Genomic DNA, 25,900 nt, shown 5'->3' on the forward strand with positions numbered 1-25,900 from the left:
GGGGACTATGCAACGTTTGGATGACGCACGGTAGGAGGATCAGATGGGCGGGAGCAACCTCACGGCTTTGGTCTTGATGATGGCGATGAGCGCCGCGGCGAGCGCGCAAACGAGCGCGCCAGACCCTTCGGATGGATCACGCGATCCAGCGGCCCCGAACCTCATCAACCGCGATTATCTGACGCCGACCGGCGAGACCGTCCCGCATCCAGGCGCCTCGCAAAGCGCCGGCGTGACGACGCTCGACCGCGCCATCCAGCGGCGCGACAACGCAGTCGAGAACGGCATCTGCAGCAATTGCTGACGGCGGCGCTTCGCATCGGCGAAGGACACGCTTAGACTGAAGCTCTGCGAAGGAGCTTTATCATGCGCGTCGACGGCAAGGCTTTTACGACAATCTGGGCCGATAAAGCCACGGCAAGCGTCACGGTTATCGACCAGACCCGACTGCCGCACCGCTTCGAACTCATTTCGATCGCGGATGTCGAGGCTGCGGGGCGCGCTATCAAAACCATGCAGGTGCGCGGCGCGCCCCTGATTGGGATTACAGCGGCCTATGGGCTCGCGCTTGCAATGCGCGCCGATCCTTCAGACGACAATCTGGAGCGCGCTTGCGGGCTGCTCAAAGCGACGCGGCCGACCGCCGTGAACCTCCAATGGGCGCTCGACTCGATGCGGCGCATGCTGGCCCCCATGGCTCCGCCGGAACGCTTCGACGCCGCCTTCAATCAGGCCGCGCAAATGGCGCAGGACGATATCGCCCTTTGCGAAGCGATCGGCAGGCACGGCCTCGGACTCATCAAAGGGATCGCCGCGCGCAAGCCGCGAGGCGCCTCGGTCAATATACTGACGCATTGCAACGCCGGCTGGCTCGCCACAGTGGACTGGGGCACAGCGACGGCGCCGATCTACAAGGCGCAGGAAGCCGGCCTCGAAATCCATGTCTTCGTGGATGAAACGCGTCCGCGCAACCAGGGGGCGGCGCTGACGGCGTGGGAGCTTGGGCAGCATGGCGTGCCGCATACTGTGATTGTCGATAACGCCGGCGGTCATTTGATGCAGCATGGCGAGATCGATCTCGTCATTGTCGGCACGGATCGCACAACCGCCACAGGCGACGTTTGCAACAAGATCGGCACCTATCTCAAGGCGCTCGCGGCGAGCGACAATCATGTGCCCTTCTATGTTGCAGCGCCCTCCCCCTCGATCGACTTTTCGATTTCGGACGGCCTCGCCGAAATCCCGATCGAGATCAGAGCACAGGAAGAAGTCAGTCATATTTTTGGACTCGGCGCCGACGGCGACATTCACAAAGTGCGCCTGATCCCGCAAGGCAGTGGGGCGCTTAACCCCGCCTTCGATGTCACGCCGGCTCGTCTTGTGACGGGGCTGATCACTGAACGAGGCGTGATCGCCGCCAGCCGCGAGGCGCTGGCCATAGCCTTTCCGGAGCGCATCCGCGCCTGATGAACAAGAAGGCTGGCCAGAGGCTGCGTCCCTATCGCACGGCGCGGCGCCACCACAGAATGGTCGCGCCGATCGCGACAATGATGAGCAATCCCAAGGTCAACAAAAGGGCTGACTGGTCGAGCCAGGCGATGGCTGGGACGCCAAGCGCCATGATGACGCCATTGGCGCACATGCGCCAGGACGCGATATGAACGCCGGCGATGAAGGTGCCAAGCGCCAGCAAAAGGAGAATCGTGAGGCTGGTGGTGTCAGAATCGGCGATCGCCTGAACGCTTGGCAGAAGCACCAGGTTCATGGCGACGAGAAACGCCCCCCAGTGCAGCGCCTGCGTCCATATCAGACGCCACCGTCCGCTGGAATCAGCGGCGTGACGCCAGCCCGACGCGACGCAGACGACGCCCATAAACAGCGCCATGAACTCCCAATAGCCAATCAGCGGCCGGCGCGCCATGCTGATGTAGCCGACGCCGCCAAGCGTCAGCGCGAGAATGATGAGATAGGGCAGTTCCCGAACCCAGAAGCCCGGCCCTTCGGGGTGCTCGAAACGATAGAATCGATCTTCAGCTTCTGTTGGTGCGCTCATGGCCGTCCATTCGATATGAAAGGTGCGATTCTGAGAGGCGCGTTGGAGCGGACTGCGTTCAATCCCTTTCGCCCGCGCTCTGGCTGCGTTGCGCGCTCCTGTGCCAGGAGTAAACGACGCCGACGCCGATGAGAGCGACGAAAATGCCGAGGACGATAACGATGGCCGACTGCTGCAGCCAGGCGATGACCGGGACGGAAAACGCCATCGCGACGCCAATGAAGCAGATCTGCCAGGACAATATATTGATGCCCGCCGTGACCGCGCCAAGCGCCAGCAGCAAAAGAACGGTGAGGCCGGTCGCTTCCGGGTTGAGCAGCCGTTGCACGCCAGGCAGCAGCGCCAGATTCATGGCGATAAGGAACGACAGCCAATGGAGCGCTTGCGTTATGATCAGACGGAAGCGCGCGTTCCTCGTTTCGGCTTCGACCCATGCCGTCGAAACGACGGTGATGCCGATGATCAACGCCATGAACTCCCAATAGCCCACGAGAGGACGCCGCGAAACGCTCGTATATCCGACGCCGAGCAGCATAAGGCCGAGAACAGCGAGGTAGGGAAGCTCTCTCAGCCAGAAGCTCGCTTTGGGCGTCGGCGCGACGCGAGGGGCAAGATCATCCGCCAGTTTGGGTTCGCTCATGACAATCCATTCGCTAGGGCTTGACGTTCAAGGAAGGGCACAGGTTCTGGACAGGATCAAGCGTCAAACCAAGGACATAAGGAGCACTAATGATATCATTCAAAGCCGGCGCGCGCGCAGACAGGCCAAGCGGGCGCCGCAACGGATGATACTGCCGGAGCCTTAAAAAAAGCTGCAAGGTATTTCGCATTTTTTCCGGTAAGAAGCTACGGGCTCCAGGTTAATTTGAGCTGGATCGACCTCTTGGCCTTACTCCACTTTGCGTAGCCCCCATGACGCGCGGCGCATGGCGCGCTGTCGTTTGGGTCGCAATAGCGCCCCAAGACCCTTTGATCTTAAAGCGTCTCGGGCGGCCGCGCCGCCAACCGGCAGATCCCGCAAAGCGCATTCCCGTCCGACGACGCTGGCAGGGCAACGCCCGCGCGCGTGGCCGCAATCCTCAGCCGGTGTGGTTTTGTGGCTTTGTGATCGAAGATTGGGCGCGGTGGCGCGTTTTTACGCTGGCTCAGCCTTTCCCGCCTTTCCGACGCCACAGCGGACCAGAGTCTAGATAACTATAAGATAATACGCGTTTATTCTATATTTGACGCGCTCTCACGGCCAAGGCGGCTCTCCGTCCTGTTAAGAGGTGCAACGTGGATCCGCCGTGAGTGGCACGGTCATTGCTGAGGTTTTCATGACTGTTTGCGCTGCTTCCGTCAAAAACCACATTGATGGGCGGCCTCCCGGAGAAGACAAAGCCGATGATCGATCGCCGCACCTTCCTGTCTCACGCCGCCACACTCGGGGCCGGCGCCGCCTACGCCAGCATCAATCCCGGTTTCTTCATCTCGTCCGCCTTCGCGCAAAGCGGGAAGACCCTGACGTTTCTCTCGGCCGAAAACATCACCGGAAACTGGGACCCGACCGCCCATACGACGCTGTCGCAGAAGAATGTCGAAGGCTTCGTGATGGGTTTTCTGACCCGCACCCCGATGCGCCTCGATAATCCGCAACAGACGACCGACGATCTCGCGACAGGGATCACCCTGCTCGACCCCAGCAGGCTCGAGATCAAGCTGCGAAAAGGCGTCGTCTTTCATGACGGCAAGCCGTTCAAGGCGGAGGACGTGAAGGCGACGTTCGAGTATGGCTCGCGCGCCGATCGCCCGGCGCAATGGTATCCGGGATCGAACGAGACGCTGACCATCACGACGCCCGACGATTATACCGTGATCGTCGACACCTCGAAGGGCGGCTATCCGGCTCATCTCTTTATCTTCCTTGCGTCCTTCCTGCCAATCATGTCCGCCGACGACGTGAAGGGCGGCCCCTCAGGGCCTTTGACGCAGCGCCTCAACGGCACCGGGCCGTTCAAATTCGGCGAGCAAAAGGGCAATGAGACAATCCTCAAGGCCAATCCGACCTATTACGCGGGCGCGCCCAAAATCCCCGAGATTCATTTCAACTTCGTCGGCGACGCGACGACACGGATGCTCTCGCTGATGAATGGTCAGGCCTCGATCGTCGAGCGCCTCGAGCCCGAACAGGTCGACACGCTGAAGAAGAATCCGGCGATCGCGATCAGCAGCGTCGTCTCCGTCGAAAACAAATATCTCTGGTTCCGCTGCTCCAAGCCGCCGTTCAATGATCCGCGCGTGCGTATGGCCGCCTGCCACGCGATCGACCGCGCGCAGATCCTCGATATTCTCGGCTCCGCCGGGCACGCTTCGAGCAATTACGTGTCGCCGGTGAAATTCGGCTATGTCGATCTGAAGAACTATCCGGCCTATGATCCCAAAGCGTGTCAGGCGCTGCTGGCTTCGGCCGGATTTCCAAACGGCAAGGGCCTTCCCCCGCTCGAATATATCACCTCGGCCGGCTTCTATCCGAAGACGAAAGAATATGGCGAGGTCATCACCGCCATGCTGCAGGAGCAGGGTTTTCCGGTGACGCTCACCGTGCTTGAGCCCGCGGCCTGGAACGAGCGCCTCTATGATCGCCCCGGCGGCGGTCCCGGTCATATGATCGACTGCGGCTGGTCGACGGGATCGCCAGAGCCGGACCTCGTGCTGCGCACGCATTTCCATTCAAGCTCAAAGCGCATCACCGGCATCGTTGATCCGGAGATCGACGCCTCCCTCGACAAAGAGCGCAATGCGCCGACACTCGATCAACGCAAGGTCGTTCTACAGACAGAGACCATGCCTTTGCTCGCGACCAAGGTTCCAGCCCTCTCGCTCTTCACCTCGGTGATGATCCACGCCATGCAAAAGGACCTGACGGGGCTCTTCATCTACCCTGACGGCTCGATGGACGCTTCCAAATCGACCTTCGTCTGATCGCTCGGGAACGCGCATGTTCGTGCTCAGTTTTCTGGCGAGACGTCTGGCGCAAGGCGCCCTGATCGTCTTTCTGGTGTCGCTGCTGATCTTCACCTTGCTGCGCGTCGTGCCGGGAGACCCGGTGCGGCTGATGGCGGGCGGCATGGCGCCAGAGGCGCTGATCGAGCAGATCGCAACGAAAATGGGATTGCGTGATCCAATCCTCGTCCAGTTTGGCCGCTACGCCAGCCATGTGGTTGCCGGCGATCTCGGCGAGTCCTTTGTGCGGCCCGCCAACGGCGCCGCGACCGGAGGCGCGAGCTTTGACGATTCAACACGCGGCGAACGGGCGAAGGTCCTCGATCTCATCGGCGAGACGCTGCCGATGACGCTCCAACTCGCGGCCGTCTCGATTGCTCTTGCGCTGGCGTTCTCCTTCCTGATCGGCATTCCCGCCGGATTGTCGCCGGGCCGATGGCCGGACCGCCTCGGCTTTTACATCTCCTCGCTATTCATCTCATTGCCCAACTTCTGGCTCGGCATCGTGCTCACCCTGCTGTTGTCGGTCAAGCTCCGCCTGCTACCCGCGATCGGCTATCAGGGCTTTGCCTACACGATCCTGCCCGCCATCGTGCTCGCGGTCGAATTATCGCCGGCGCTGATCCGCACGCTGTCCGGCTCGATCGCCTCGATCATGCAGGAGCCCTTCATCGCGACCGCCAGCGTGCGCGGCCTCAGCCGGCCACGCATCATCGTCAATCATGCGCTGCGCAACGCATCGGCGCCCCTTCTCAATCTGCTCGGCGTGCAGTTCAGCGGCCTGCTCGGCGGCGTTCTGATCGTCGAATATATCTTCGATTATCCGGGGCTCGGCCTGCTCACGATCAACGCCGTTCTGCAGCGGGACTTTCCGCTGATACAGGGGATCGCGATCGTCACCAGCGCTATTTTTGTCCTCATCAACATCGCGGTCGATCTTGCCGCCACCATGATCGATCCGAGGCTGGACTACTGATGGCGGCTATCGACGCTTCGCTTCCCCATTCGCCGGCGCCGCGCAGCGCGTCGATCTCGCGACGAATCTGGAGAGCGTCGCTGGCCCTGAACGAATTTCGCGTCGGCCTCGCGCTCTTTACGATGCTGCTTCTCGCCGCCGCCTTCTATCCGGAGCTCAGCGGGATTGATCCCACCAAGATGAATGTGCATGACAGGCTGCTGGCGCCGATCTTCATGGGCGACCATTGGTCGATGCGCCACCCGCTTGGAACGGATCAGATCGGCCGCGACATGCTGGTGCGCAGCCTTGTCGGCCTGCGCTACTCTTTCCTCATTGGCGTCTCCACCGTCGCCGTCATGTTATGCATCGGCTGCTCTCTCGGCATGATCGCAGGCTATTTCGGCGGCAGGATCGACATGGGGATCATGCGCCTCACGGACGCACAACTCTCCATCCCGATGATCATCCTCGCCATCTCGGTGCTCGGGGTATCGCGGCCAACCATTCCGGCCATCATACTGGTGCTTGGCCTCTCGAGCTGGCCGATCTATGCGCGCGTCACGCGCAGCGTGACGATGACGGAAAGAAAGCGCGAATATGTCCGCGCCGCGCAGCTTATGGGCGCATCCGACTTTCGCATTCTGACGCGCCTTCTCGCGCCGCTCATCGTGCCGCCGATCATCTTCGTCTCGGCGCTCGACGTCGCGCGCATGATGATCTTCGAATCCATTCTGGGCTTCATCGGACTTGGCGTGCAGCCGCCGACGCCGACCTTCGGCAATATCATAGCCGACGGCCGCAAATATCTGCTCAATGCCTGGTGGATTGCAACAATGCCGGGCGTCTTTCTGTGCCTGACGCTCACCTCCATCAATCTGATCGGGGCCTCGCTCGAACGCGCCCGCAATCGCATCCATGGAGGCGCGTCGTGAACATGCAAGCGCCGGTCCTTTCCGTGCGCCGCCTCAGCGTCGATCTGAACGCCGCGTCGGGCCGACGGCCGATCATATCCAACGTCAGCTTCGATCTCGCGCCCCAGGAAATTCTCGGCATCATCGGCGCCAGCGGATCGGGCAAGACGGTGCTCTCTCGCGCGCTGGTCAACTGGATTGATCCGCCCCTGGAAATCGTCTCCGGAGCTGTGACGTTCAAAAATCAGAACATTCTTGAGCTGAAGGGAACGAAGCTCCGCGAGGCGCGCCGGGAAATCGCCTATGTTGGAGCCGATCCAATGGGCGCGCTCGATCCGACCTTGCCGGTCGGACGGCAGATCGTCGAAAAGCTGCGCGCCGTTGCGCCGGAGATCGATGCGACTGAAGCTCGCGAGCGCGTCATCGACCTCCTCGCCGCCGTTCGTATTCCTTCGCCGAACCATCGCTTCCACGACTATCCGTCACAGTTCAGTGGCGGCATGATGCAACGCGCGCTGATCGTCGACGCGCTCGTCACCAACCCCGCCTTTCTGGTGGCGGATAATGTGACGCAGCCGCTCGACGTCACGGTGGCCGCGCAGGTTCTGCGATTGCTTCGTGAACTGACGGACAGGTTCAAGACCGCGATCGTATTCGTCTCATCTTCCCTGCCGACCGCCATCGAGGCCGCCGACGAAATGCTCGTCCTCGCCGAAGGCGCCGTCGTGGAGCGCCAGGCGCCGCGCGATCTGATCGCTTCGCCGCAACATCCCTATACGCGCTCTCTCATCGCGGAAATTCCCAAGATCTGGACGAATGATGCGATCGAGGTCGCGCCGATTGAAAGCGGCGCAGCCGTCATCAGCATTCGCGAAGCAACGCGCTTCTATCGCGTCAAGAAGCGGGGAACCTTCGCGAGCTACAGCGAAGTGCGCGCGGTCCGCAATGTGACCTTCGACGTTTTCGCAGGCGAGAATTTTGGCGTCGTCGGCGAATCGGGTTGTGGAAAATCCTCGCTGATGCGGCTGCTCAGCCGGCTGGAGCTTCCGAATTCCGGGCAGATTCTTTGCAACGGGAAGGATATTGCAAATCTTTCCGGCAAAAACCTTCTCGAATTTCGCCGCAATTTCCAGCTTGTCCTGCAAGATCCCTTCGGCTCGCTTCCGCCGCGAACGTCCATCGGGGCAATCATCGAAGAGCCGCTGCGAACGCACGGGGTGAGCGGCAGGCGGGCGCGCGAACGGGCCCTCGCCGTCATGGGTGAAGTCGGGCTTCCCGGCGGGCTTTACGATGAACTGCCGCTCGGCCTCAGCGCCGGCCAGCGCCAGCGCGTCAATGTCGCCCGCGCGATGGCGCTGGAGCCCAGAGTGCTGATCATGGACGAGACGCTCTCGGCGCTCGACCAAACGGAACAATTCAAGCTGCTCAACCTGTTCGAGCGGCTGCAAGCCAAGCACGGTCTGACCTACGTCTTCATCTCGCATGACCTCGCCATGGTGCGCCGCGTCTGCAACCGCATCGCCGTGATGTATCTCGGCGAAGTCGTGGAGCTGGCCGAAAACACGCGGCTCTTCTTTGATCCCGGTCATCCCTACACGCGCGCGCTGCTCAGCGCCGTCCCGACGCTGGAGGAGCGCCGCTATCGCTCTGAAGATTGCCTCCTCGAGGGCGAGCCTCCAAACCCCATCGACTTGCCGCCGGGATGCAGTTTCGCCAGCCGCTGCCCCCATGTGTTCGAGCGCTGCCTGCGCGAAAGCCCCGTCCTGATGTCGCGCGGCGGCAAAGACCTCGCAGCCTGCTTTCTTATCGATCCAATGCGGGCGCCGCGCGGCGAGACGCGGAGCCAGACAAGGCAAGCTTCATGAAGCCGGCCGCCGATTCCGAAGATCTGTGGATTGAACGGAACTCGCGCGCTAAGCTTTGCGATCTCAGCCGTGGGCTGCGCGCGCTCGTCGAGCACCGCCCCGCCTATCATCTCATCGGAACCCCCGCGATGGCCCTGCCCGAGCTCCGGCTGCAAACGATCCTGACCGAGCTTGGCAAGCATGGCCGCGTCTATGTCAAGGAACTTGCCGAGACCTTGCACGTCAGCCGCGAGACGATCCGGCGCGACCTCAAACATCTCGAACATGAGGGGCATCTGCGCTGCACCTATGGCGGCGGCGTCAAGCAGCAGACCGACGGAGATCAGCCGGTTTCCGACAGGATGCGCGTCAATGCCCGCGAGAAGGCGCGCATTGGCGCTAAAGCCGCCGAACTCGTCGCCGACGGCATGAAAATTTTCATCGACGCGGGAACGACGACGCTCGCCTTTGCGCGGCATCTCGCCGGCCGCAAGCGGATGACCGTCTACACCAATTCGCTGGATGTCGCGCAGGCGCTCGGCCAGCAGGCCGTGGGGGATATCTTTATCATCGGCGGCAAGCTTCGGCCGGAATATCGCGCCCTGCTCGGCCCGACGACCATCGAGGCGATCGGCGAACATCTCTTCGACATGGCCTTCATCAGTGTCGCAACGGTCGACTACCGGCATGGCTTCATGGACTTCGGCGAAGAGGAAGCCGCCATCCGCCGCGCCCTGGTCAAACAATCGAAGCAGATCGTCATGCTGGCCGACAGCTCCAAGTTCGGACGCGAGGCGCCGAACCGCACGCTGAGCGCTCGTCAGATAACATCGCTGATTACCAATTCGCCAGTCGACGCGGACTTTTCCGCCGAACTTGAACAAGCCGGAGTAAAAATCTTCTATGTTTGAAACGAAGTCTGAAACGGCGGCGACGCCGATCATCAACGCCGGCGATCTGCACCACCTGATGGACGAGGTTTCCGCCATCGGTGGCGGACCCGACGGCTCGATGAATCGCCTCAGCCTGTCGCCGGAGGACGCCGCAGCGCGCGACTGGCTGGTCTCATTTCTTCAAAGCGAAGGACTGAAGGTCGCGGTCGATCGGATCGGCAACATCTTTGGCATTCTCGACTGGGCCGGCCCCGATGCGCCGACCGTGATGACCGGATCGCATCTCGACAGCCAGCCAAATGGCGGGCGCTTCGACGGCGCCTATGGCGTCGTCGCGGCCTGCGCGGCCGTGCGGACGATCAAGCGCGAAGTCGCAGAGAGCGGGCTAAAGCCCAAAGCCAATTTCATCATCGTCAATTGGACGAATGAAGAGGGCGCAAGGTTTCAGCCGAGCCTTCTCGGCAGCGCCGTCTACGCCGGCGAGATCGACGCGGCCTACGCGCTCGCGCGCCGGGACGGCTCAGGCGTCAGCGTCGGCGAAGCACTGGATGCGATTCAATATCTCGGCGAAGCGGCGCCGAAGATCCCCGACGCCTATATCGAACTCCACATCGAAGGCGCAGCTTCTCTGGAGAACGCGGGACTTCGCTTTGGTGTTTTCAGCCGCTACTGGGGCGCGGTCAAATATCGCCTCGCCTTTCTCGGCAGACAGGCGCACACCGGACCGACGCCGATGGCGGAACGGCGCGATGCGCTTCTGGCCGCGGCCCATCTCATCACTGAACTAAAAGGCATGGCGGATCGCGCAGGTCTCGAACTGCATACGTCCGTCGGACGGCTCGAAGTCTTCCCCAACTCGCCGAACGTCGTCCCGAACGAAGCTGTGCTGTTCATCGAACTGCGGTCTGGATCGCCCGAAGTTTTAGCGGCCGCCGAAAGAGAACTTGAGCTTAAAATCAGCCAATCGGCGGAGCGCGCGGGCGTTATGTTCGAAGTCCGCTCCATCGATCGGCGCAAGGCCGGGCTGATGGACGAGGGCCTCGTTCGGCTCGCTCAGAATACGGCGCGCGATTTCGACGAAAAGGCGCTGCTCCTCGATACGATCGGCGGCCACGACGCGATCAGCATGACCGCCGTCTGTCCGTCCGTCGTCATCGCCGTGCCGAGCGTCGGCGGCGTGATGCATCACCCATCCGAATTCACGAGCGAGCCGGATCGCGCGCTCGGCGCGCAGATCCTCGCCGGGATGCTGTGGCGCTTTTGCGTCAATGGCGACGTCCTCGCCGCGTGACAATCCCTCCGGAGCTTTGCCCATGAACGCGCCCGCAGACATCAAGACCGTTGAAGAGCGATCGCTTGAGGCGGCTATCGCGTCCGCGCCGGAATGGGCGGGTCTGACGTTCCGCTATTGGCGCGCGGCGCCGGCCGTCATCTCCCCGACGCATCGCGCTGTGGACAGTTCGTGCTTCGCAGTGGATGTTGGCGACGCGCCCCAGCGTTTGTTCGTCAAAATCCTGCATCAGGATCTCTGGCCGACGATCGATCCCGTCAACGCCTTCGAGGCCGCAAGCATAGCCGCGGAACTTGGCGTGACGCCTTCGCCGCGGCGCTTTTGTGAGGCGCAACGCGCCACTGTGTTCGACCGGCTCGATGAGTCGTGGCGCACGGCGACCATGGACGACATCTCCGGCGAACTCATCCTTTGTAAAGTCATCGCGGCAAAGAAAGCGATCAACGCCGGGCCTCGTTTCGCCCACGATTGGACGATCTTCGACGGCATTCGCCAAATGCGCACAGACCTCGAGGCGGCGGGCGCCCAAGCCGCAACCGACGCCTGGTGGATGCTCGACGCCGTGAATGATGCGGAGCGCGCTCTTTCCGCCGCCGGGTGGGATACAAAGCCATGTCACGGCGACGGATTGGCGTCGAACATCATGATAGGGCCGAGTGGCGCCATTCAACTCGTCGACTTCGACAACGCCTGCAATTGCGACCCCTATTACGATCTCGGCGTGTTGCTCAACGAGGCTTTCGCCTTCGAAGAGGAAATGCTCACGGGGATAGAAGAATTCGATGGAAGCGTCCGGCCCCAAGCGCTCAACCGTTGCCGCCTTTACGCCATTGCCGATGATCTCTATTGGGGACTCTGGGCGAGCCTCATGAACGTCGTTTCAGCACGAAAGGGCGTTGAATTTCTGAAATATGCGCAGTGGCGGCTTCTGCGTTGCCGCATGACGATTCGCGATGCGCGGTTCGAGGATATGCTGAGGCATCTGTAATCTGAAAAAGGCGGACCATATTGGACAGAGCAGGCAGTAAGTCGCTCGGCGAGGCCTTTACCGACGCCGAACGCGAGATTGAGGCGGCGCTCATTCAGATCGCGCCGTGGCGCGAGCGCGGGCTACGTTACAGCCCGGTTCACGGCGGCATCAGCAACGTTAACTGGCGCGTCGCGGTGGATGGCAAAAGTTTCTTCGTCAAAATACCTGGCCGCGGAACCGAGATGTTCATTGATCGAGCCGCGGCGCTCGCTGCGAGCCGGCGCGCCGAAGCGCTCGGGATCGGCCCACGCGTTCATGATTACCTTGCCGATCAGGGCATCGAGATCAATGATTTCATCGAGGGCCGGCGGCCTTGCACGAACACTGATTTTCTCGATGCGACGATCCGCGCCAACGCGGTCGGCGTTTATCGCGCGTTCAACAATTCCGGTCTCCTGCCGCTGACGAAAACTGTCTTCGACATGATCGACGAACACTTCGATCAGGTGTGGAGTCTTGGCGGCAAGGCGCCCGCCGATTTCGAGTGGCTCTCCAAGCAATACGGGCTGGCGCGCTCGGCGCTCGAGGCTTCCGGCATAGATCTCGTCCCCTGCTTCAATGACCCGATGCCGGGAAACTTCATGCTTGGCGCGGACAAATCGATCATGCTGATCGACTATGAATATGCCTCCAACAATGACCGCTGCTATGATCTGGGCGTCTGGTGCGGAGAGATGTTCTTCAGCGACGCGGTGGAGAATGAGATCATCGAGACCTATTTCGGCAGCTTTGATCCTGCGATGAAAGCCCGCCTCGTCGTCCATAAGGCGCTCGCCGATATAAAATGGGCGACGTGGGCGATGGTTCAGAACAAGGTTTCGACCCTCGATTTCGATTTCTATAAATATGGCGCGTGGAAGCATATGCGCGCGCGGTCGATTATGAGAGATCCGCGCTGGGTCGATTATCTCAACTCGGTCTGATGCGCCAGCGCGGATCATTGTCCTGCGCCGCTCAAAGCCTGCTGACGCCTATTTCCGGCGTCGCGCGGGCGTTGCGCCCGCCAGCGCCGCGAACGCGACATCAAAGCCCACCTTTAGCCCATCGCGCAACGCGCCTCCGTCTGGAGCGAGGCACCGAAGGCATAAGCCGGCGCCGCCCTGAAGCGTGCTGGCGCCGGCTAGGCAGCCCTCGGCGTCGAACGCGCGCTGAAGCTCCAGCGCGTCGGGCCATGCCTCGCGCGGGGCCAGAATGATCATTGACGCATAGGCGCGATAGGGGCCGAGCGGCGAGGTCTTAGAGAACACGTCTTCTCCTGAAACGCGGCTGCGCTCGCGAACGATAACCTCCCCATCCCGAACGATGGTCAACAGCAGCTCGAGGTCCTGAAAAGCTCGACCGGCCGCCGACGGGTCATGACAGGCGAACCCTTCCGTGACGATCGCGCGCGATGTGGCGTTGATCGTGATCGTGAGCGCGCTCGTCAACGCGGCGCCCGGAAACAGAATGAGTGGGTCGGGCGTCAGCGCAAGAAAGGCCGCCGGCGCGACGACCATGGATGTGTCCTGACGCGCGGGCGAAGCGCCCGTGTCATGCACGACGCTCGACGATTGAGTTGTGACATGCGCCCTCGCGCCCGCTTTCGCCTCGACGCTGAGGCGCAGATGATCGCCGCGGTAGACGCCGCCCGAAGCCGATTGCAGATAGAGCGTTGCAAGATCCGGGCACGCGGCGTCGAGCCAGAACGGCCGCGTGATGTGGAAGGGGTAGGGAACCCTCTGGCTGTTGAGGAAGGTGCGCCCGCCTCCCTTGGCGAAGACAAGGCTCGCATGCGACCGGCGTCCGGTCTCGATCGCAAGCGCATTGCCGGGCATGGCTAGAACTTGAACAGGACGGAGTCGATGATGGCGTCGGCCACGGCCGCGATTCCTTCGCCGCTGCGTGCATTTGACGTCAAAACCGGCCTGTCCCCACGCAGCTTTCGAGCCTCGCTCAGCATGAGGCCGAGGTCCACCCCAACGTGGGGCGCAAGATCGATCTTGTTGACGATGAGGAGATCGCAACGCATGACGCCGGGGCCGCGCTTGCGCGGAATATCGCCGCCGCCAGCGACGTCGATGACGAAGATCCACCAATCGACGAGATCAAGCGAAAAGGTCGAGGCGAGATTGTCGCCGCCGGATTCAAAGATCATCAGATCAAGCCCCGGATAGCGCGCCTCGAGTTCATCGCCCGCGACGATGTTGAGCGTCGGATCTTCGCGAATGACGGTGTGCGGACAGGCGCCCGCCTCAACCGCGGCGACGCGGGCCGGATCAATGAGGCCGGACCGGCGCAGACGCTCCGCGTCTTCCTTCGTGACGAGATCATTGGTGATGATGGCGAGATCGACGCCGCGCGCGGCTAGAACGGGAATGAGCGCCTCGATCAGCGCGGTCTTGCCACAGCCGACGGGACCGCCGATCCCGATGCGCGCCGCCGAAGCCGGTTTTATTGCGTCGCTCTGTCGCGGCTCATTGATTGTCAACCGATCACCTCAGCATGTAGCGTTGCGCGAGCGGCAACTCGCGGGCGGGAGCGCAGGTGGCGATTTCCCCGTCGACGAAAACGTCAAAGGTTTGCGGATCGACGCGGATGTTGGGGCAGGCGTCGTTCCACATCATATCTCCTTTGGACAATTTTCGCGTTCCCTTCGCTGGCAGCAGCGATTTCCGCAACCCGAGCTCGCCCGCAAGATCCCGCGCGATCGCCAGCGGATGCACGAAGCAGGCGGAGAGCGCCTGCTTGGCGAGGCCGAACGCGCCCCATTGCGGACGCATCATCATCGGCTCGCAAGTCATCAGCGAGGCGGCGGAATCACCCATCGCGCCCCAGGCGATGAAGCCGCCCTTGATCACCAGTTCCGGCTTGATGCCGAAGAAGGCCGGACGCCAGATCACGATATCGGCCATCTTGCCATCTTCCAGCGACCCAACGTGATCGGCGATGCCGAAGGTCCGCGCGGCGTTGATCGTATATTTGGCGATGTAGCGCAAAATTCGGGCATTGTCGCCGAAGCCCTGCCTGTCCTCGGGCAACGCCCCGCGTTGATCCTTCATCTTCGAGGCGAGCTGCCAGGTCCGGCAGATCACTTCATGAATGCGGCCCATGCCCTGGCTGTCGGAGCCAAGCATGGAGATCGCGCCGATGTCATGCAACACATCTTCGGCGGCGATCGTCTGCGCGCGGATTCGGCTTTCGGCAAAGGCGACATCTTCCGGGATCGCCGGGTTGAGATGGTGGCACACCATCGTCATGTCGAGATGTTCGTCGAAAGTGTTGATCGTGTAGGGATTGGTCGGGTTGGTCGAAGACGGCAGGCAATTCGAGAAGCCCGCGACGCGGATGATGTCCGGCGCATGGCCGCCGCCAGCGCCCTCGGTATGATACATATGGATCGTGCGGCCGCCGATCGCACGCAGCGTATCCTCGACGAAGCCGGATTCGTTCAGCGTGTCGGTATGCAGCTGGACCTGAAAATCATAGTCGTCGGCGACGCCAAGACAGGCGTCGATCGTCGCCGGCATCGCGCCCCAATCCTCGTGGATCTTGAGCCCGAGAACGCCGGTCTCGATCTGTTCGACCAACGGCGCTGTCTTGTGCGAATTGCCGCGTCCGAGAAAGCCGAAATTGATCGGCCATTGTTCCGCCGCCTGCAACATTTTGCCGGTGTTGAAGGGGCCGCCCGAGTCGATGCCGACCGTGATCGGGCCGAGCGAGCCGCCGATCATGGTCGTAATGCCGGAAGCAATTGCGTGATCGCAAAGCCCCGCCGAATCGAAATGGACATGCACGTCGATCGCGCCCGCGGTCGCGATGAGGCCTTCGCAATCGCGCACGGTGGTGCCGGCGCCGACGATGAGGCGCGGATCGACGCCGTCCATAATCGCGGGATTCCCGGCTTTGCCCATTCCGACGATGCGCCCGCCCCTAATGCCAAGGTCGCCCTTGACGACCCCAAGCACCGGGTCGATCACGAGCACGTTGCAAAGCAGGAAGTCGAGCGCGCCCGCCGCGTTGGTGACGCCCGCGGCGAGCCCCATGCCGTCGCGCAGGGTCTTGCCGCCGCCATGAAGGCATTCATCGCCATAGACCGCATAGTCTTTTTCGACCACGGCGACGAGCGAAGTGTCGGCAAGACGAACGCTATCGCCAACGGTCGGGCCATACATCGCCGCATAATCAGCGCGCGGAATGATTGCCATCTGGGTTCTCCTCACGCGCCCTTGAAGCCGGCGGCTCTGGCGCGAGAGAGAGCAGCCTCGCGCGCCGCTTCGCTATCGTCCATGCCGCGCGACAGATCGTTCAACCCCGATAACGAGCGGTCGCCGCCGAAGGCCACCAAAGTCACGGTTCTGCGCTGGCCCGGCTCGAAGCGCACGGCCGTGCCGGCCGGTATGTCGAGACGCATCCCCATCGCACTCTTGCGATCGAAGTCGAGCGCCCGATTGACTTCAAAGAAATGATAATGCGAGCCGATCTGCACCGGCCTGTCGCCGGTGTTGACCACATCAAGGGTCGTTCGAGCACGCCCCGGCGCAAGCTCGATCTCGCCTCCGACCGCTGTAATAAGGCCAGGCTCCAGATCGTCGCGCTCGGACCCTTCGACGGCCCGGATCGGCTCATGCACGGTGACGAGTTTCGTTCCATCGGGAAACAGGCCTTCGACTTGCAGGATAGGCGTCATCGCGGCGACGCCCGGCATGACGTCCTCAGTCGTCAATATGGTCGAACCCCAGGCGATGAGATCGGCGACGCTGCGTCCTTCCCGCGCGCCTTCGAGAATTTCATCCGTTATGATCGCGACGGCCTCGGGATAATTCAGCTTCAGCCCTTTCGCGCGACGCTTGCGCGCGAGTTCGGCGGCGGTAAAGATTGTCAACCGCTCCATTTCGGTCGGGGTAAGCAACATGGATCAGCCTCAATTGGCGAAAAGACGCAGATCGGCCGCGGCGTGGCGCATGGCCGCGATTTCGATATAGGGGATGAAACTCGTCAATATAGGGGCGTCTTCTGTGCGCCGGGGCTCAACTGCTTCGGCCTCTGGCTCAATCGTTTGCCGGTCTTGCAAATTCACGTCGTCCGCCGGCTGCTGGATAATGTCCGCGAGGAGTGCGAGCGCGCTGAAAAGGGCGCGCTGCGCCTCGATGGCGCCGATCTGGCCGAGGCGGACCGCCGCCGCCGTCATGCTCGACGCCGTCTGGTAGCCGGACATCAGCGCCGCGTCGCATTCCTTGATTCCGACAGCGCGCCAGAGCGCGCCCTGAACGACGGGCAGATGGCCGTGGAGTTGGCCGTTACGCAGTCTCTCCCGCAAATGCGCCGCGCCGGGCGTGCCGAGCCGCGCATGAGCCGCGAGCAGGGATTGTCCATTTCGCTTCGAGCCGGCGCGCATCGGTTCGGCGAGCGTCGCGGCCTCGAAAGCCGTGTCGATGCGGGCGAGCCTATCGTCATCATCGTGAGCGCGAAAGGCACGAATAAGAGCGACGCGATCGGCGCCCGCCCAGCGATGGCGAAGCGACGCCGCGATTGCGTTCGCGAGATCCATCGGCGTCATTGGCTGGCCGAGCCCCGCGAGCCCTTCAATGCCGTTGGAAAAAGCAAAACCGCCGCTCGGAAACGCCGTATCCGCGTGCTGAAGCATAAGCAGTTGCGTCAGCACGCGGACACCTTGTCAGACGCGCGCACGGACGAGGTGACGCGGCCCGAAGTGATAAGATCGCCAAGCCGCACGAGATAATCTTCGACCGGCGCCTCGATCGCAACCAGAAGGGCTTCGCCTTCAAAAGCGACGCGCCAGTGCAGGTTTCCGGCGTGATAGCCAAGTTCGATGGCGCTTTGCCTGTCGCACGGGACGAGATGGAGCCAATGTCGTTCGGCGACTCGCACAACCAGGCCGTAACCTGTTTCCAGCGCCAGAACGGCGCCGTCGAAAAGAGCCTGATCGCGCGGTAGCGCAACAGCGATCTCCTCGCCTTTGTCGGTCCGGGCGCGCAGGCGGCGTCGAGCGACGTCGGCGCTCTGCAGGGTCAGAACGTCGACGCCGCCGTGATGCTCGAGATGGTGCAGAGGGGTCGCAAACGCCTCATCGAGCCGGCTTCCGAGAATAGATTCGATGAGGCGCATGTGCTTAATAGAGTCCTAAGGCCAGATGTTTTGAGCGTTATGCCCAAATTCTAACGTGAAGCGGCCTTGAGAGTCCGCGGGCTCGCGGGCTTTTTTTGCCGCGTTTCCACCAGTTTTACAGGCGGCTTCGCCTTTCCGGCCGGAGGGATCCCGTCAATCGGACATTCCTCGACGCCAAGGCCGGTGCGGGTGATGGCCTCGACAGCCTCGCGGGTCGCTTCCGGATCCTCGATCCAGCGCCTGTAGAAATCATAGGGGCATTCAGCAACGCCAGGCTGGTTCTCTTTCGAATTGATCATGCCTGTATAGCCACGGTGCAGCAGTTTGAACAGGTGATTTTCAGACTGCTGGTTGCGGCGCGCGTCGCGGATCAAAAATTTGGAGAGGCCTGCGTATTGGATGCCCATTTCCTCCGTGCCGCATTCGCCGAGCGTGCGGCCATCGAAGCCAACGATCGCGGAGTGGCCGAAGTACGTGTAAACGCCGTCAAAACCCGCCGCGTTAGCGACGGCGACATAGCAATTATTGGCGAAGGCCATCGCCTTGGACATGAGGATCTGCTGCTCCTTGGCCGGATACATGTAGCCCTGGCAGCGGATGATGAGCTCAGCGCCTCGCATCGCACAATCACGCCAGATCTCGGGATAGTTTCCATCATCGCAAATGATGAGGCTGATCTTCAGCCCTTTGGGGCCATCCGAGACATAGGTGCGATCGCCGGGATACCAGCCTTCGATCGGCGTCCAGGGCATGATCTTGCGATATTTCTGAACGATCTCGCCCTCGTCGTTGATGAGGATCAGCGTATTGTAGGGCGCCTTGTGCGGATGGTCCTCGTGGCGTTCTCCCGTGATCGAGAATACGCCCCATACTTTCGCTTTCCGGCAAGCGGCCGAGAAAATCGCAGTCTCTTCGCCCGGCACAGCGCTGGCGGTCGCGTACATTTCCGCTTCGTCATACATGATGCCGTGAGTCGAATATTCCGGGAATATGACAAGGTCCATGCCCGGGAGGCCGGATTTCATGCCGACCACCATGTCGGCGATCTTTTTCGCATTCTCCAGGACTTCCGCCTTCGTGTGAAGTCTTGGCATCTTGTAATTGACAACGGCAACGCCAACGCTGTCGTTGCTGCTCGAAATATCACCATGCATCATGGCTGTGCTCCCTGCTTGCTTAATTCTCAGCGCGACGGCGCTTCACACCAAACCGATCGGCCTGCCCAAAATCTTAGCAAAGACTGCGCCACGGAAGAGCAAGCAGCTCTCCGTCGGCGCTGTCGATGTCACAATCCACATTCCCCGGCCCGCTGATCAATTCGTCTTTCTAAACATGAACACGCTGGCGCCCGAGGCAACGTCACCCGCGACCGAATGAGCTTGCTGGCGGCCCGTCATCCAGGCATGAACCATGGCCGCCGCCGATGCGGAGACGGCGGGCTTCCAAAGCCAGATGTCGCGCGCCGCATCGACCTTGTTGATCTCGAAAAGCGCTTTCGGAGCGTCATCCGCGACGCCGATCGACCATTCGCGGAAATCGCCGCCAAATTCTTTCACATAGCTGATGAATTCAAATTTGATCTGCTGCACGCTGTACGTCATGATTCAGCCTGGGATTGGATTGATCGTCGCGGGCGCGGTTCCGCCCGCCATCCGGCCTCGTTGCTGCTGAGCAAGGGCGAGGCCGCGCTTTTTCTCCTCGCCCGACATGTCGGCGATCAGCGCCTCAAGGGCCGTCAACGCGGTTCCGACGCCATGCTGGGCGGCCAGCGACAGCCACGCGAAGGCGGCGACGCGATCCTTTGCAACGCCTACGCCATTGGCGTAGAAATAGCCAAGCCGCGCCTGCGAGGGATAATGCCCGGCCTCCGCCGCGCGACGATAGAGTTGAGCGGCGCTCTCATTGTCCAAAGGAACCCCATCGCCTTTGGAGAGAAGCGTCGCAAGATTATACTGCGCCATCTGGTCGCCAAGTTCAGCCGCCCGCGACAGCCACTTTGCTCCGGCGGGGCGATCCCGAGGCGTTCCCTGCCCCATCGCCAACATCGCCCCGACATTGGTCGCCGCCTGGACATGACCCTGTTCAGCGGCGCGCAAATACCAGGCGAAGGCGGTCGGTAGCGACGCCTCGACCCCAATTCCGTTGGCATAGAAGGATCCGAGCCACGCCTGCGCTTCCATATCGCCCGCCTCGGCCATCGTGGTGAAGAGCGAAAGGGCGCCCGGATAGTCGCCCGACTTGAACGCCGCGACTGCCACGGCTACCTCGTCGCGCTCCGCTACTGCAATCGCGCTCATGCTCGTCTCCCTGTCTGCGATGTTGCGTAGAAGGCCTCGCCGGCAATCGGCGGAGTCGATCGAATGGCTTCATTCACCACGGATTGGAGCCACGCCGCGGGAGCCGCCGCGTTTCTCAACGGCGCGCGTTCGGCCTCTTCCGACTCTCGATCCGTCGGGTCGAAACGCGCGGCGAGTTGCGCGGCCTCCGCCGCCGACAGGCGTGGCGCGATCTCGCCCAGCCAGAGCCGAAGCGCCGCGCTATATGCGTCATCGGTCGGAAACTCTCCGCCAAGGCGTATGCGGCAGAGCGTGCGCCCAAGCGCCGTCGGCTGTAGAATGACGGTGCACGTTTGGCCATGCGCCCGGATGACGATCGCATTCGGAAACAGAATCGTCGCGGCCGCCAGAGCGCCGCTGTCGAGCCTAATCAGCGTGCGGATAAAGTCAGGGCCGCTCGATTCCTCGGCGCCGGCTGCGAGATGATGCGCAAGCAATTTCCAATCGGCGTCGAATTCGAGCCAGTGCGTCGCTTCAGCTCCTCGCTTTTCCGCCGCCGCCACGTCTTCCACGGCGATCGTCGCGTCCCGCCAGCTCGGCGCACCGGCGCCCAATGGATCAACATTGACGCAGATGAGGCCGCCGAACATTCTAACTGCGACGGGCAGAAGCCGCTCCGGCCTCAAGCCGAGATACTGATCGAGCGCCAGCTCCGCATCGGCGGCGCTTCTCGTGATCGGACGGCGGTCACGGCTGTATCCACAGGCGGTGAAAGAGCACTTCGTTTTCGCTCCCGTCTGGCACTGCAGCGGCACAGCGCGACACCCGCCGTGCTGCGCCTTGTTGAAGCGGCCGATGAGACCGCCGTGGGCCTGTCGCTCCACGTGAACCCCGTGGCGGCCTACCGTGAATGGCAGCACATCACCCGGCGCCAGGATTTCATCACTGAATCCAATCGACACCCATGAGCGCGTCCAGATCCCTTCGTCCTCAAGGTTCGCGAAGTCCAGCGAACGGAACGCCCGTGGAGGAAGGGAGCGGGCGGCGTCCCCCACCGCCCGCTCCTGGAAGGAATGGCCGGATCCGGCGCCCGGCGGCTCAGCGGTAAGTCCGGCGCCCGTGCGGTTCATCATGCCATCCTCCAAGTCACCGCCCTTACGCCGGCAGCGGTTCGCCGCGCTCTTTGCGGCTGCGATGCTCCAGCGCCTTTGCATCGTAATCGGCTCTGCCGCGATGCTTGATCGCCTCCGCTGGCGGGGCCGGCAGCGGACCGTCGGCCGAGAAGCGATCGAGCACGTTTTTCACCAGCTTCGAGATATTGTTGTCGCAATTGTTCCACGGCAAGGAGCCGCAGAAGGCGATCGACGAAAACGCGAAGCAGGCGCCGCCATTCGGCGTTTCATGATAGGCGATATCGCCGCGCACACGAGGATGCGTGGTGCCATCCGTGCCTTGTTGATTGAAACCGAAATCCTCCATCACCAGAAGATAGGCTTCCGTGTGGCGTCCCGCCGAGGTGGCGACCGCGAGCGTGTGCGGCGGCGATCCCAGCATCGTGTCTACAATATCGAGTTCGAGACCCGCCGCACCGCCGCCGACCAGTCCGAAATTTCCGAGCTTCTCGTCATAGCCGATGCCTTCGAAGGCCCAGCTGACGCGGGGATCGAGACTATCCGGCGTGCGCGAGAAATAGCTCGATATGTCGAAGCCCTCCGACGACATGCCGACGCCGGCGACGGAGTGGAGGTAGCGGCCGCGGAAGCGCCACATGCCGCCGAGCTCTCCCGTGCCCTGATGGTAATATTCGCCAGGATCGGCGCGCCATGTGCGGATGCCGGATTCGCAACGCCGCATCTCCGTGACGACGCCGCGTCCAAGGTGATCATAGGCCGGGTGGAAGGAATGCACCCAGTACCACGCGTCGGCGCCCATATACATGAGCCGGCCGCCACGCTGCGTATAATTGTGAAGCGCGTCGAGCTGCGGCCCGCTGTTGTGTTCAGGATGCGACCCGGTGATGATGACGTTGTAGTTCTCGATCCGCGCGAGACCGTCGTAAGTGATGTCCTCGTCCGTGAAGACGTCATACTCATAGCCGAGCGTCTCCAGCCAATAGATGAGATGAAGATCGGCTGGATATTGCCACGGCGCCTGGGCGAGGAAGTGATCATATTTCGGCCTGATGCTCAGAATGGGCCGCAGCCGCGACGAAATCGAAATGCCTGTCCCGTCGGTATGCGTATCATAGATCGAGCCGCCATATTCGCGATGCTCCGACAGGAACATATTCTGCTGCTGCATGATCGGCACGCGATAGACGAAAAGCTCCGCGCCGCCGGCGTTGCAGGCGACATGCTCATTCGCATAAGCCATGTAGCTGATCGTCGGAACCATAACCGCGATTTTTGAAGTCTCCTCGCCAACGCGGGGCACGACCCAGAAAGGTATGAACTCCTCGTCGCCCTCGGCGGTCGTCAGCTTGACAGCGTAGAAGCGGCTCTTGATTCCGCTCGGCGGCACAGTCCACTCGAAATCCGATGACCATCGCGCGTCATCGACGTCGTCGTCGTGAAAGCTGATCGCGCCATATTCTTCCGCCGCGTGCTTCCAGTCGAACTTGGTTCCCGACCAATTGTAGCCGGTCATCCCGCGATTGGGACAGTTGACGAGCTGCGCATCCAGCCGGTAGGGGCCCTCGTCCGTCGCGACGATGGTGTCTATGCCTTTCGAGAAATTCCAGGCGGCGACGATCGTCTCCGACAGGCGCCCGCTCGGGCCGCTGTTGCGGCGCTCCGTCAGTCCCGGCTGCGCGCCGAGCTTCATGCTCTCGATGTCCTGCCGCGAAAGAGCTTTATTGCAGATGCGCGGGCTATCGATCTTGCCATTGTATTTGCCTGTGAAGACGACGCCGGCGGGCTTCGACGAGGCGGCGAGCGGATCGTCGGGCGCAAGCGCCTCGACATAGGCTCCAAGCGCGACCGGGACCGGCGCATGGCTGATCGCCACGTTCAAAGTGGTCTCGACCGGCTCAATGACGGGGTCGAGCGCATAGGCGACCTGCGGCTCATGATAGAGCGTGACGGCGCCGGTAGCGACGTCGAAGGTCGCGGCGACAAAATGCCAGGCGTGATCACGGATCGGCGCGCCCGTCGTGATGCGATGCTCATTGATGCGCAGCTCGAGACAGCCGTCCTCATTGATGAAGAGTCCATAGCCGCAATCATTCGACCATTTCGTGACGAGACCTTGCGCGCCATGCTTCCAATATTGCGGATGGGTCTTTGGCGCCGTCGGCCAGATCCAGCATTGCAGCGTGAAACTCTCCACATGAAACGGCCTTGCGTCTGGGACGTAGCCATAAGATCCGCCGTGAATGATCTGTTTGCGGCCTTTGTAGGTCTTGTTAACGTCCGCGAGGATCGGCTTATCTATGTAGCCCGGACCGCGCGGATTGGTGTCGCCATTGATCATCTGCACGATCTCGGCCGTGTATTCGGCTGGGCCGTCGCAATTCACATAGAATTTGATGGTGTCGCCGGGATGCACGCTGAATTTGTCGGCGTAGCCCGTCAGCCTCATGAATGTCATCATCTACTCCAAAACTTTGCTTTTGTGAGAGGGCGTTGGGAAAGGCGGCGTCATTCACGTCACCGGCCAATTATCGTCCCTGCGCTTCCACCCCTCGTTGAAGTCGTCGGGCATGCCGTAGCTTTCCGACAGCTCCTCAAGACGCATCAAAAAGATCGTGTGCTGGATCTCCTGCTCGTCAGCATAAACCGTGTCGTCGATAAACTTCGGCGGCACGCCGCGGATGCCGCTGAGACGCGCAATGCGCCACTCCTTATCCACTTTCGTGCAGATCACGATAAGTTTGCCCTTCGGGCTTTCACCCCGCATGCGAAGGAGAACGCGACGCAGCAGCGGGTCGTCGTAGAAGCCGCCCCCTACCGTCGTCGTGTCCCCGGGGGTCTCGCATTTCAACACCGAAAAGCCCGCCACGCCCTTCATCGACTCAACGCACGCTTTGTGCTCGTCGATCAGGCGCTGGCGCTCCGGGGTTCCCTTTTTTGGTATTGGTTGCATGATCGATTCCTCCTGTCGGAATAGGTATGTCTCAGATGGTCATGTGTCGCTCGACCAGCTCGTCCGTCATCTCCGCGATGGGTCCCCGAGCGACGATGCGTCCGTTCTCCATCATCAAAAACGCATCGCCGAGTTTGCGCGCGACCTTGATGTGCTGCTCCGTCAGAATGAGCGTGATGCCGAATTCGGTATTGAGGCGCCGCAGCGTCTGACCGATCTCGTGCACGATGTTTGGTTGAATCCCTTCTGTTGGCTCGTCCAGCAGCAGGATCTTGGGATTTGTGGCAAGCGCGCGCGCGATCGCGAGTTGCTGTTGTTGGCCGCCCGAAAGAAGCCCTGCCCGCTTGTCGAGATTTTGAGCAAGATAGGGAAACAGGCTAAGGCAAAGCGGCGGCACTTCCGACAGCCCGTCGCTGCGTGCGAAGGTGCCAAGAAGTATGTTTTCCTTCACGGTGAAATTCGAAAGGATTTGACGCCCTTGAGGGATATAGCCAAGACCATATTTCGCGCGCTGATAGGTCGGGGCTTTGCTGATGTCGTCCCCGGAGATCTGGATCCCGCCAGACATTCTATCCGTCAGCCCCATGATCGTGCGCAGCAGAGTCGTCTTGCCGACGCCATTGCGTCCGAGCACGCAAAGGCATTGGCCTTCCTCAAGATCAAATCCAATATCCTTGAGAATCGGCGTTTTGCCGTAATAGGACGTGACTTGATTGAGTCCCAAAAGCATCTCTAATCCTCCGGATCGCCGAGATAGACCTCGCGCACCCGTTCATTGGCTTCCATCTCCTCGATCGAGCCTTGCGCCAGGAGGCTGCCCATATGCATGACGGTGACGACGTCCGCGATCGACCGGACGAAGGCCATGTCATGCTCGACGACGATCAGCGTGTTGGTTTTCTTCAGCTCGTTCAGAATGCCCACGGTCTTCTCGATCTCCGCCTCAGTCATTCCCGCGACCGGTTCATCGAGAAGGAGAATTGCCGGATCCTGCATAAGCACCATGCCGATCTCGAGCCATTGCGTCTCCCCGTGCGAGAGCGTTCCGGCCTCGGTATCAATGCGCGCGCCAAGCCCTGTGACGCTCAACACCTCATCGAGCTTCGCTTTGAGACCGGAAGGCCGCATGGAGAACATGTTCTTGAAAGGATTGACTTCGCGACTGAAGGCCACCTCCAGGTTTTGGCGCACCGTGAGATCGCGAAACACAGCCGGCACCTGAAACTTGCGGCCGATGCCAAGGCGCGCGATCTCATGCTCGCCGAGGCCGGTGATGTCTTCGTTGCGCAGGATGATCTGACCCGACGTCGGCTTCTGCCGGCCGGTGATCAGATCCATGGTGGTGGTTTTGCCCGCGCCGTTCGGGCCGACGAGACAACATAAGGTGAGTTCCGTCACTTCCAGGCTGAAATCATTGATCACCTTGGTGCCGCCGAAGCTCTTATGCAGATGGTGGATGTCGAGGACGCCCATC

General features: G+C 61.6%; 26 protein-coding genes. 10 read left to right on the forward strand and 16 right to left on the reverse strand.

Annotated features, from left to right (window positions below; translation table 11 throughout):
• Nucleotides 1-43 precede the first annotated feature (43 nt).
• The gene (locus SIN04_RS10055) at nt 44-304 is read left to right on the forward strand and encodes a hypothetical protein (RefSeq protein WP_134488807.1); all 261 of its coding nucleotides are present in this window, start codon (nt 44-46) and stop codon (nt 302-304) included.
• Between the two features lie 62 nt (nt 305-366).
• Nucleotides 367-1,467 (forward strand): S-methyl-5-thioribose-1-phosphate isomerase, encoded by a 1,101-nt coding sequence (gene mtnA, locus SIN04_RS10060; protein WP_134488809.1) that lies wholly within the window; start codon nt 367-369, stop codon nt 1,465-1,467.
• A 31-nt stretch (nt 1,468-1,498) separates the two neighbouring features.
• Here the strand turns inward: mtnA and SIN04_RS10065 are convergent, their stop codons facing one another.
• Nucleotides 1,499-2,053, reverse strand: coding sequence for a hypothetical protein (locus SIN04_RS10065; protein WP_134488811.1), 555 nt, complete (start codon nt 2,051-2,053; stop codon nt 1,499-1,501).
• A 58-nt stretch (nt 2,054-2,111) separates the two neighbouring features.
• Nucleotides 2,112-2,693, reverse strand: a complete 582-nt coding sequence (locus tag SIN04_RS10070) for a hypothetical protein (protein ID WP_134488813.1) — start codon at nt 2,691-2,693, stop codon at nt 2,112-2,114.
• A gap of 743 nt (nt 2,694-3,436) precedes the next feature.
• Between SIN04_RS10070 and SIN04_RS10075 the strand changes: the two genes are divergently transcribed.
• The 8 genes from SIN04_RS10075 to SIN04_RS10110 are packed head-to-tail and all read left to right on the forward strand — an operon-like array spanning nt 3,437 to nt 12,885.
• Nucleotides 3,437-5,014 (forward strand): ABC transporter substrate-binding protein, encoded by a 1,578-nt coding sequence (locus SIN04_RS10075; RefSeq protein ID WP_134488815.1) that lies wholly within the window; start codon nt 3,437-3,439, stop codon nt 5,012-5,014.
• A gap of 16 nt (nt 5,015-5,030) precedes the next feature.
• A complete protein-coding gene (locus tag SIN04_RS10080; protein ID WP_134488817.1) occupies nt 5,031-6,011 on the forward strand; it encodes an ABC transporter permease in 981 nt (326 codons plus the stop codon).
• Nucleotides 6,011-6,925 (forward strand): ABC transporter permease, encoded by a 915-nt coding sequence (locus tag SIN04_RS10085; RefSeq protein ID WP_134488819.1) that lies wholly within the window; start codon nt 6,011-6,013, stop codon nt 6,923-6,925. The genes SIN04_RS10080 and SIN04_RS10085 overlap by 1 nt, the downstream gene beginning before the upstream one ends.
• A 2-nt stretch (nt 6,926-6,927) precedes the next feature.
• Nucleotides 6,928-8,769, forward strand: coding sequence for an ABC transporter ATP-binding protein (locus SIN04_RS10090; RefSeq protein ID WP_341264459.1), 1,842 nt, complete (start codon nt 6,928-6,930; stop codon nt 8,767-8,769).
• Nucleotides 8,766-9,659, forward strand: a complete 894-nt coding sequence (locus tag SIN04_RS10095; RefSeq protein ID WP_244605756.1) for a DeoR/GlpR family DNA-binding transcription regulator — start codon at nt 8,766-8,768, stop codon at nt 9,657-9,659. The genes SIN04_RS10090 and SIN04_RS10095 overlap by 4 nt, the downstream gene beginning before the upstream one ends.
• The gene (locus tag SIN04_RS10100; protein WP_134488821.1) at nt 9,652-10,932 is read left to right on the forward strand and encodes a Zn-dependent hydrolase; all 1,281 of its coding nucleotides are present in this window, start codon (nt 9,652-9,654) and stop codon (nt 10,930-10,932) included. Before SIN04_RS10095 ends, SIN04_RS10100 begins: the two co-directional genes overlap by 8 nt.
• A 22-nt stretch (nt 10,933-10,954) precedes the next feature.
• Nucleotides 10,955-11,920: a phosphotransferase gene (locus SIN04_RS10105; RefSeq protein WP_341264416.1), complete on the forward strand. Its 966-nt coding sequence runs from the start codon at nt 10,955-10,957 to the stop codon at nt 11,918-11,920.
• Between the two features lie 20 nt (nt 11,921-11,940).
• Nucleotides 11,941-12,885 carry a choline kinase family protein gene (locus tag SIN04_RS10110; RefSeq protein WP_134488823.1) on the forward strand — a complete coding sequence of 315 codons (945 nt, stop codon included), beginning with the start codon at nt 11,941-11,943 and terminating at the stop codon, nt 12,883-12,885.
• Between the two features lie 48 nt (nt 12,886-12,933).
• On the opposite strand, the gene SIN04_RS10115 is transcribed toward SIN04_RS10110, so the two are convergent.
• From SIN04_RS10115 to urtD, 14 genes are all read right to left on the reverse strand, one after another.
• Nucleotides 12,934-13,776 (reverse strand): urease accessory protein UreD, encoded by an 843-nt coding sequence (locus SIN04_RS10115; protein ID WP_134488825.1) that lies wholly within the window; start codon nt 13,774-13,776, stop codon nt 12,934-12,936.
• A 2-nt stretch (nt 13,777-13,778) separates the two neighbouring features.
• The gene (gene ureG, locus SIN04_RS10120; protein ID WP_134492425.1) at nt 13,779-14,423 is read right to left on the reverse strand and encodes an urease accessory protein UreG; all 645 of its coding nucleotides are present in this window, start codon (nt 14,421-14,423) and stop codon (nt 13,779-13,781) included.
• A gap of 10 nt (nt 14,424-14,433) precedes the next feature.
• A complete protein-coding gene (gene ureC / locus SIN04_RS10125; protein ID WP_134488827.1) occupies nt 14,434-16,146 on the reverse strand; it encodes an urease subunit alpha in 1,713 nt (570 codons plus the stop codon).
• An 11-nt stretch (nt 16,147-16,157) separates the two neighbouring features.
• On the reverse strand, nt 16,158-16,853 hold the full coding sequence (locus SIN04_RS10130) for an urease subunit gamma (RefSeq protein WP_134488829.1): 696 nt from the start codon (nt 16,851-16,853) through the stop codon (nt 16,158-16,160).
• A gap of 9 nt (nt 16,854-16,862) precedes the next feature.
• Complete coding sequence (locus tag SIN04_RS10135; protein WP_423136005.1) at nt 16,863-17,603, reverse strand: urease accessory protein UreF; 741 nt, start codon at nt 17,601-17,603, stop codon at nt 16,863-16,865.
• Nucleotides 17,597-18,067: an urease accessory protein UreE gene (gene ureE / locus SIN04_RS10140; protein WP_134488831.1), complete on the reverse strand. Its 471-nt coding sequence runs from the start codon at nt 18,065-18,067 to the stop codon at nt 17,597-17,599. The genes SIN04_RS10135 and ureE overlap by 7 nt, the downstream gene beginning before the upstream one ends.
• A 50-nt stretch (nt 18,068-18,117) precedes the next feature.
• Nucleotides 18,118-19,224 (reverse strand): aliphatic amidase, encoded by a 1,107-nt coding sequence (locus SIN04_RS10145; protein ID WP_244605758.1) that lies wholly within the window; start codon nt 19,222-19,224, stop codon nt 18,118-18,120.
• 156 nt (nt 19,225-19,380) lie between these two features.
• Nucleotides 19,381-19,668, reverse strand: coding sequence for a hypothetical protein (locus SIN04_RS10150; protein ID WP_244605759.1), 288 nt, complete (start codon nt 19,666-19,668; stop codon nt 19,381-19,383).
• Nucleotides 19,669-19,671: 3 nt separating this feature from the next.
• Nucleotides 19,672-20,364 (reverse strand): tetratricopeptide repeat protein, encoded by a 693-nt coding sequence (locus SIN04_RS10155; RefSeq protein WP_134488835.1) that lies wholly within the window; start codon nt 20,362-20,364, stop codon nt 19,672-19,674.
• Nucleotides 20,361-21,476 (reverse strand): hypothetical protein, encoded by a 1,116-nt coding sequence (locus tag SIN04_RS10160; protein WP_341264417.1) that lies wholly within the window; start codon nt 21,474-21,476, stop codon nt 20,361-20,363. Before SIN04_RS10160 ends, SIN04_RS10155 begins: the two co-directional genes overlap by 4 nt.
• A gap of 22 nt (nt 21,477-21,498) precedes the next feature.
• Nucleotides 21,499-23,931, reverse strand: coding sequence for a N,N-dimethylformamidase beta subunit family domain-containing protein (locus SIN04_RS10165; protein WP_134488839.1), 2,433 nt, complete (start codon nt 23,929-23,931; stop codon nt 21,499-21,501).
• A gap of 54 nt (nt 23,932-23,985) precedes the next feature.
• On the reverse strand, nt 23,986-24,426 hold the full coding sequence (locus SIN04_RS10170; protein WP_134488841.1) for a N,N-dimethylformamidase, small subunit: 441 nt from the start codon (nt 24,424-24,426) through the stop codon (nt 23,986-23,988).
• 31 nt (nt 24,427-24,457) lie between these two features.
• On the reverse strand, nt 24,458-25,156 hold the full coding sequence (urtE, locus tag SIN04_RS10175; RefSeq protein ID WP_134488843.1) for an urea ABC transporter ATP-binding subunit UrtE: 699 nt from the start codon (nt 25,154-25,156) through the stop codon (nt 24,458-24,460).
• A gap of 2 nt (nt 25,157-25,158) precedes the next feature.
• On the reverse strand, nt 25,159-25,899 hold the full coding sequence (urtD, locus tag SIN04_RS10180; protein ID WP_134488845.1) for an urea ABC transporter ATP-binding protein UrtD: 741 nt from the start codon (nt 25,897-25,899) through the stop codon (nt 25,159-25,161).
• Between the last annotated feature and the right edge of the window lies 1 nt (nt 25,900).

The sequence above is a fragment of the Methylocella tundrae genome (genome assembly GCF_038024855.1).
Taxonomy (GTDB): Bacteria; Pseudomonadota; Alphaproteobacteria; order Rhizobiales; family Beijerinckiaceae; genus Methylocapsa; species Methylocapsa tundrae.

Bases quoted from the DNA above. Each gene is read 5' to 3' on its own strand.
- SIN04_RS10055 (WP_134488807.1), top strand. From the start codon at position 44: ATGGGCGGGAGCAACCTCACGGCTTTGGTCTTGATGATGGCGATGAGC.
- mtnA (WP_134488809.1), top strand. From the start codon at position 367: ATGCGCGTCGACGGCAAGGCTTTTACGACAATCTGGGCCGATAAAGCC.
- SIN04_RS10065 (WP_134488811.1), bottom strand. From the start codon at position 2,053: ATGAGCGCACCAACAGAAGCTGAAGATCGATTCTATCGTTTCGAGCAC.
- SIN04_RS10070 (WP_134488813.1), bottom strand. From the start codon at position 2,693: ATGAGCGAACCCAAACTGGCGGATGATCTTGCCCCTCGCGTCGCGCCG.
- SIN04_RS10075 (WP_134488815.1), top strand. From the start codon at position 3,437: ATGATCGATCGCCGCACCTTCCTGTCTCACGCCGCCACACTCGGGGCC.
- SIN04_RS10080 (WP_134488817.1), top strand. From the start codon at position 5,031: ATGTTCGTGCTCAGTTTTCTGGCGAGACGTCTGGCGCAAGGCGCCCTG.
- SIN04_RS10085 (WP_134488819.1), top strand. From the start codon at position 6,011: ATGGCGGCTATCGACGCTTCGCTTCCCCATTCGCCGGCGCCGCGCAGC.
- SIN04_RS10090 (WP_341264459.1), top strand. From the start codon at position 6,928: ATGCAAGCGCCGGTCCTTTCCGTGCGCCGCCTCAGCGTCGATCTGAAC.
- SIN04_RS10095 (WP_244605756.1), top strand. From the start codon at position 8,766: ATGAAGCCGGCCGCCGATTCCGAAGATCTGTGGATTGAACGGAACTCG.
- SIN04_RS10100 (WP_134488821.1), top strand. From the start codon at position 9,652: ATGTTTGAAACGAAGTCTGAAACGGCGGCGACGCCGATCATCAACGCC.
- SIN04_RS10105 (WP_341264416.1), top strand. From the start codon at position 10,955: ATGAACGCGCCCGCAGACATCAAGACCGTTGAAGAGCGATCGCTTGAG.
- SIN04_RS10115 (WP_134488825.1), bottom strand. From the start codon at position 13,776: ATGCCCGGCAATGCGCTTGCGATCGAGACCGGACGCCGGTCGCATGCG.
- ureC (WP_134488827.1), bottom strand. From the start codon at position 16,146: ATGGCAATCATTCCGCGCGCTGATTATGCGGCGATGTATGGCCCGACC.
- SIN04_RS10130 (WP_134488829.1), bottom strand. From the start codon at position 16,853: ATGTTGCTTACCCCGACCGAAATGGAGCGGTTGACAATCTTTACCGCC.
- ureE (WP_134488831.1), bottom strand. From the start codon at position 18,067: ATGCGCCTCATCGAATCTATTCTCGGAAGCCGGCTCGATGAGGCGTTT.
- SIN04_RS10145 (WP_244605758.1), bottom strand. From the start codon at position 19,224: ATGATGCATGGTGATATTTCGAGCAGCAACGACAGCGTTGGCGTTGCC.
- SIN04_RS10150 (WP_244605759.1), bottom strand. From the start codon at position 19,668: ATGACGTACAGCGTGCAGCAGATCAAATTTGAATTCATCAGCTATGTG.
- SIN04_RS10155 (WP_134488835.1), bottom strand. From the start codon at position 20,364: ATGAGCGCGATTGCAGTAGCGGAGCGCGACGAGGTAGCCGTGGCAGTC.
- SIN04_RS10160 (WP_341264417.1), bottom strand. From the start codon at position 21,476: ATGATGAACCGCACGGGCGCCGGACTTACCGCTGAGCCGCCGGGCGCC.
- SIN04_RS10165 (WP_134488839.1), bottom strand. From the start codon at position 23,931: ATGACATTCATGAGGCTGACGGGCTACGCCGACAAATTCAGCGTGCAT.
- SIN04_RS10170 (WP_134488841.1), bottom strand. From the start codon at position 24,426: ATGCAACCAATACCAAAAAAGGGAACCCCGGAGCGCCAGCGCCTGATC.
- urtE (WP_134488843.1), bottom strand. From the start codon at position 25,156: ATGCTTTTGGGACTCAATCAAGTCACGTCCTATTACGGCAAAACGCCG.
- urtD (WP_134488845.1), bottom strand. From the start codon at position 25,899: ATGGGCGTCCTCGACATCCACCATCTGCATAAGAGCTTCGGCGGCACC.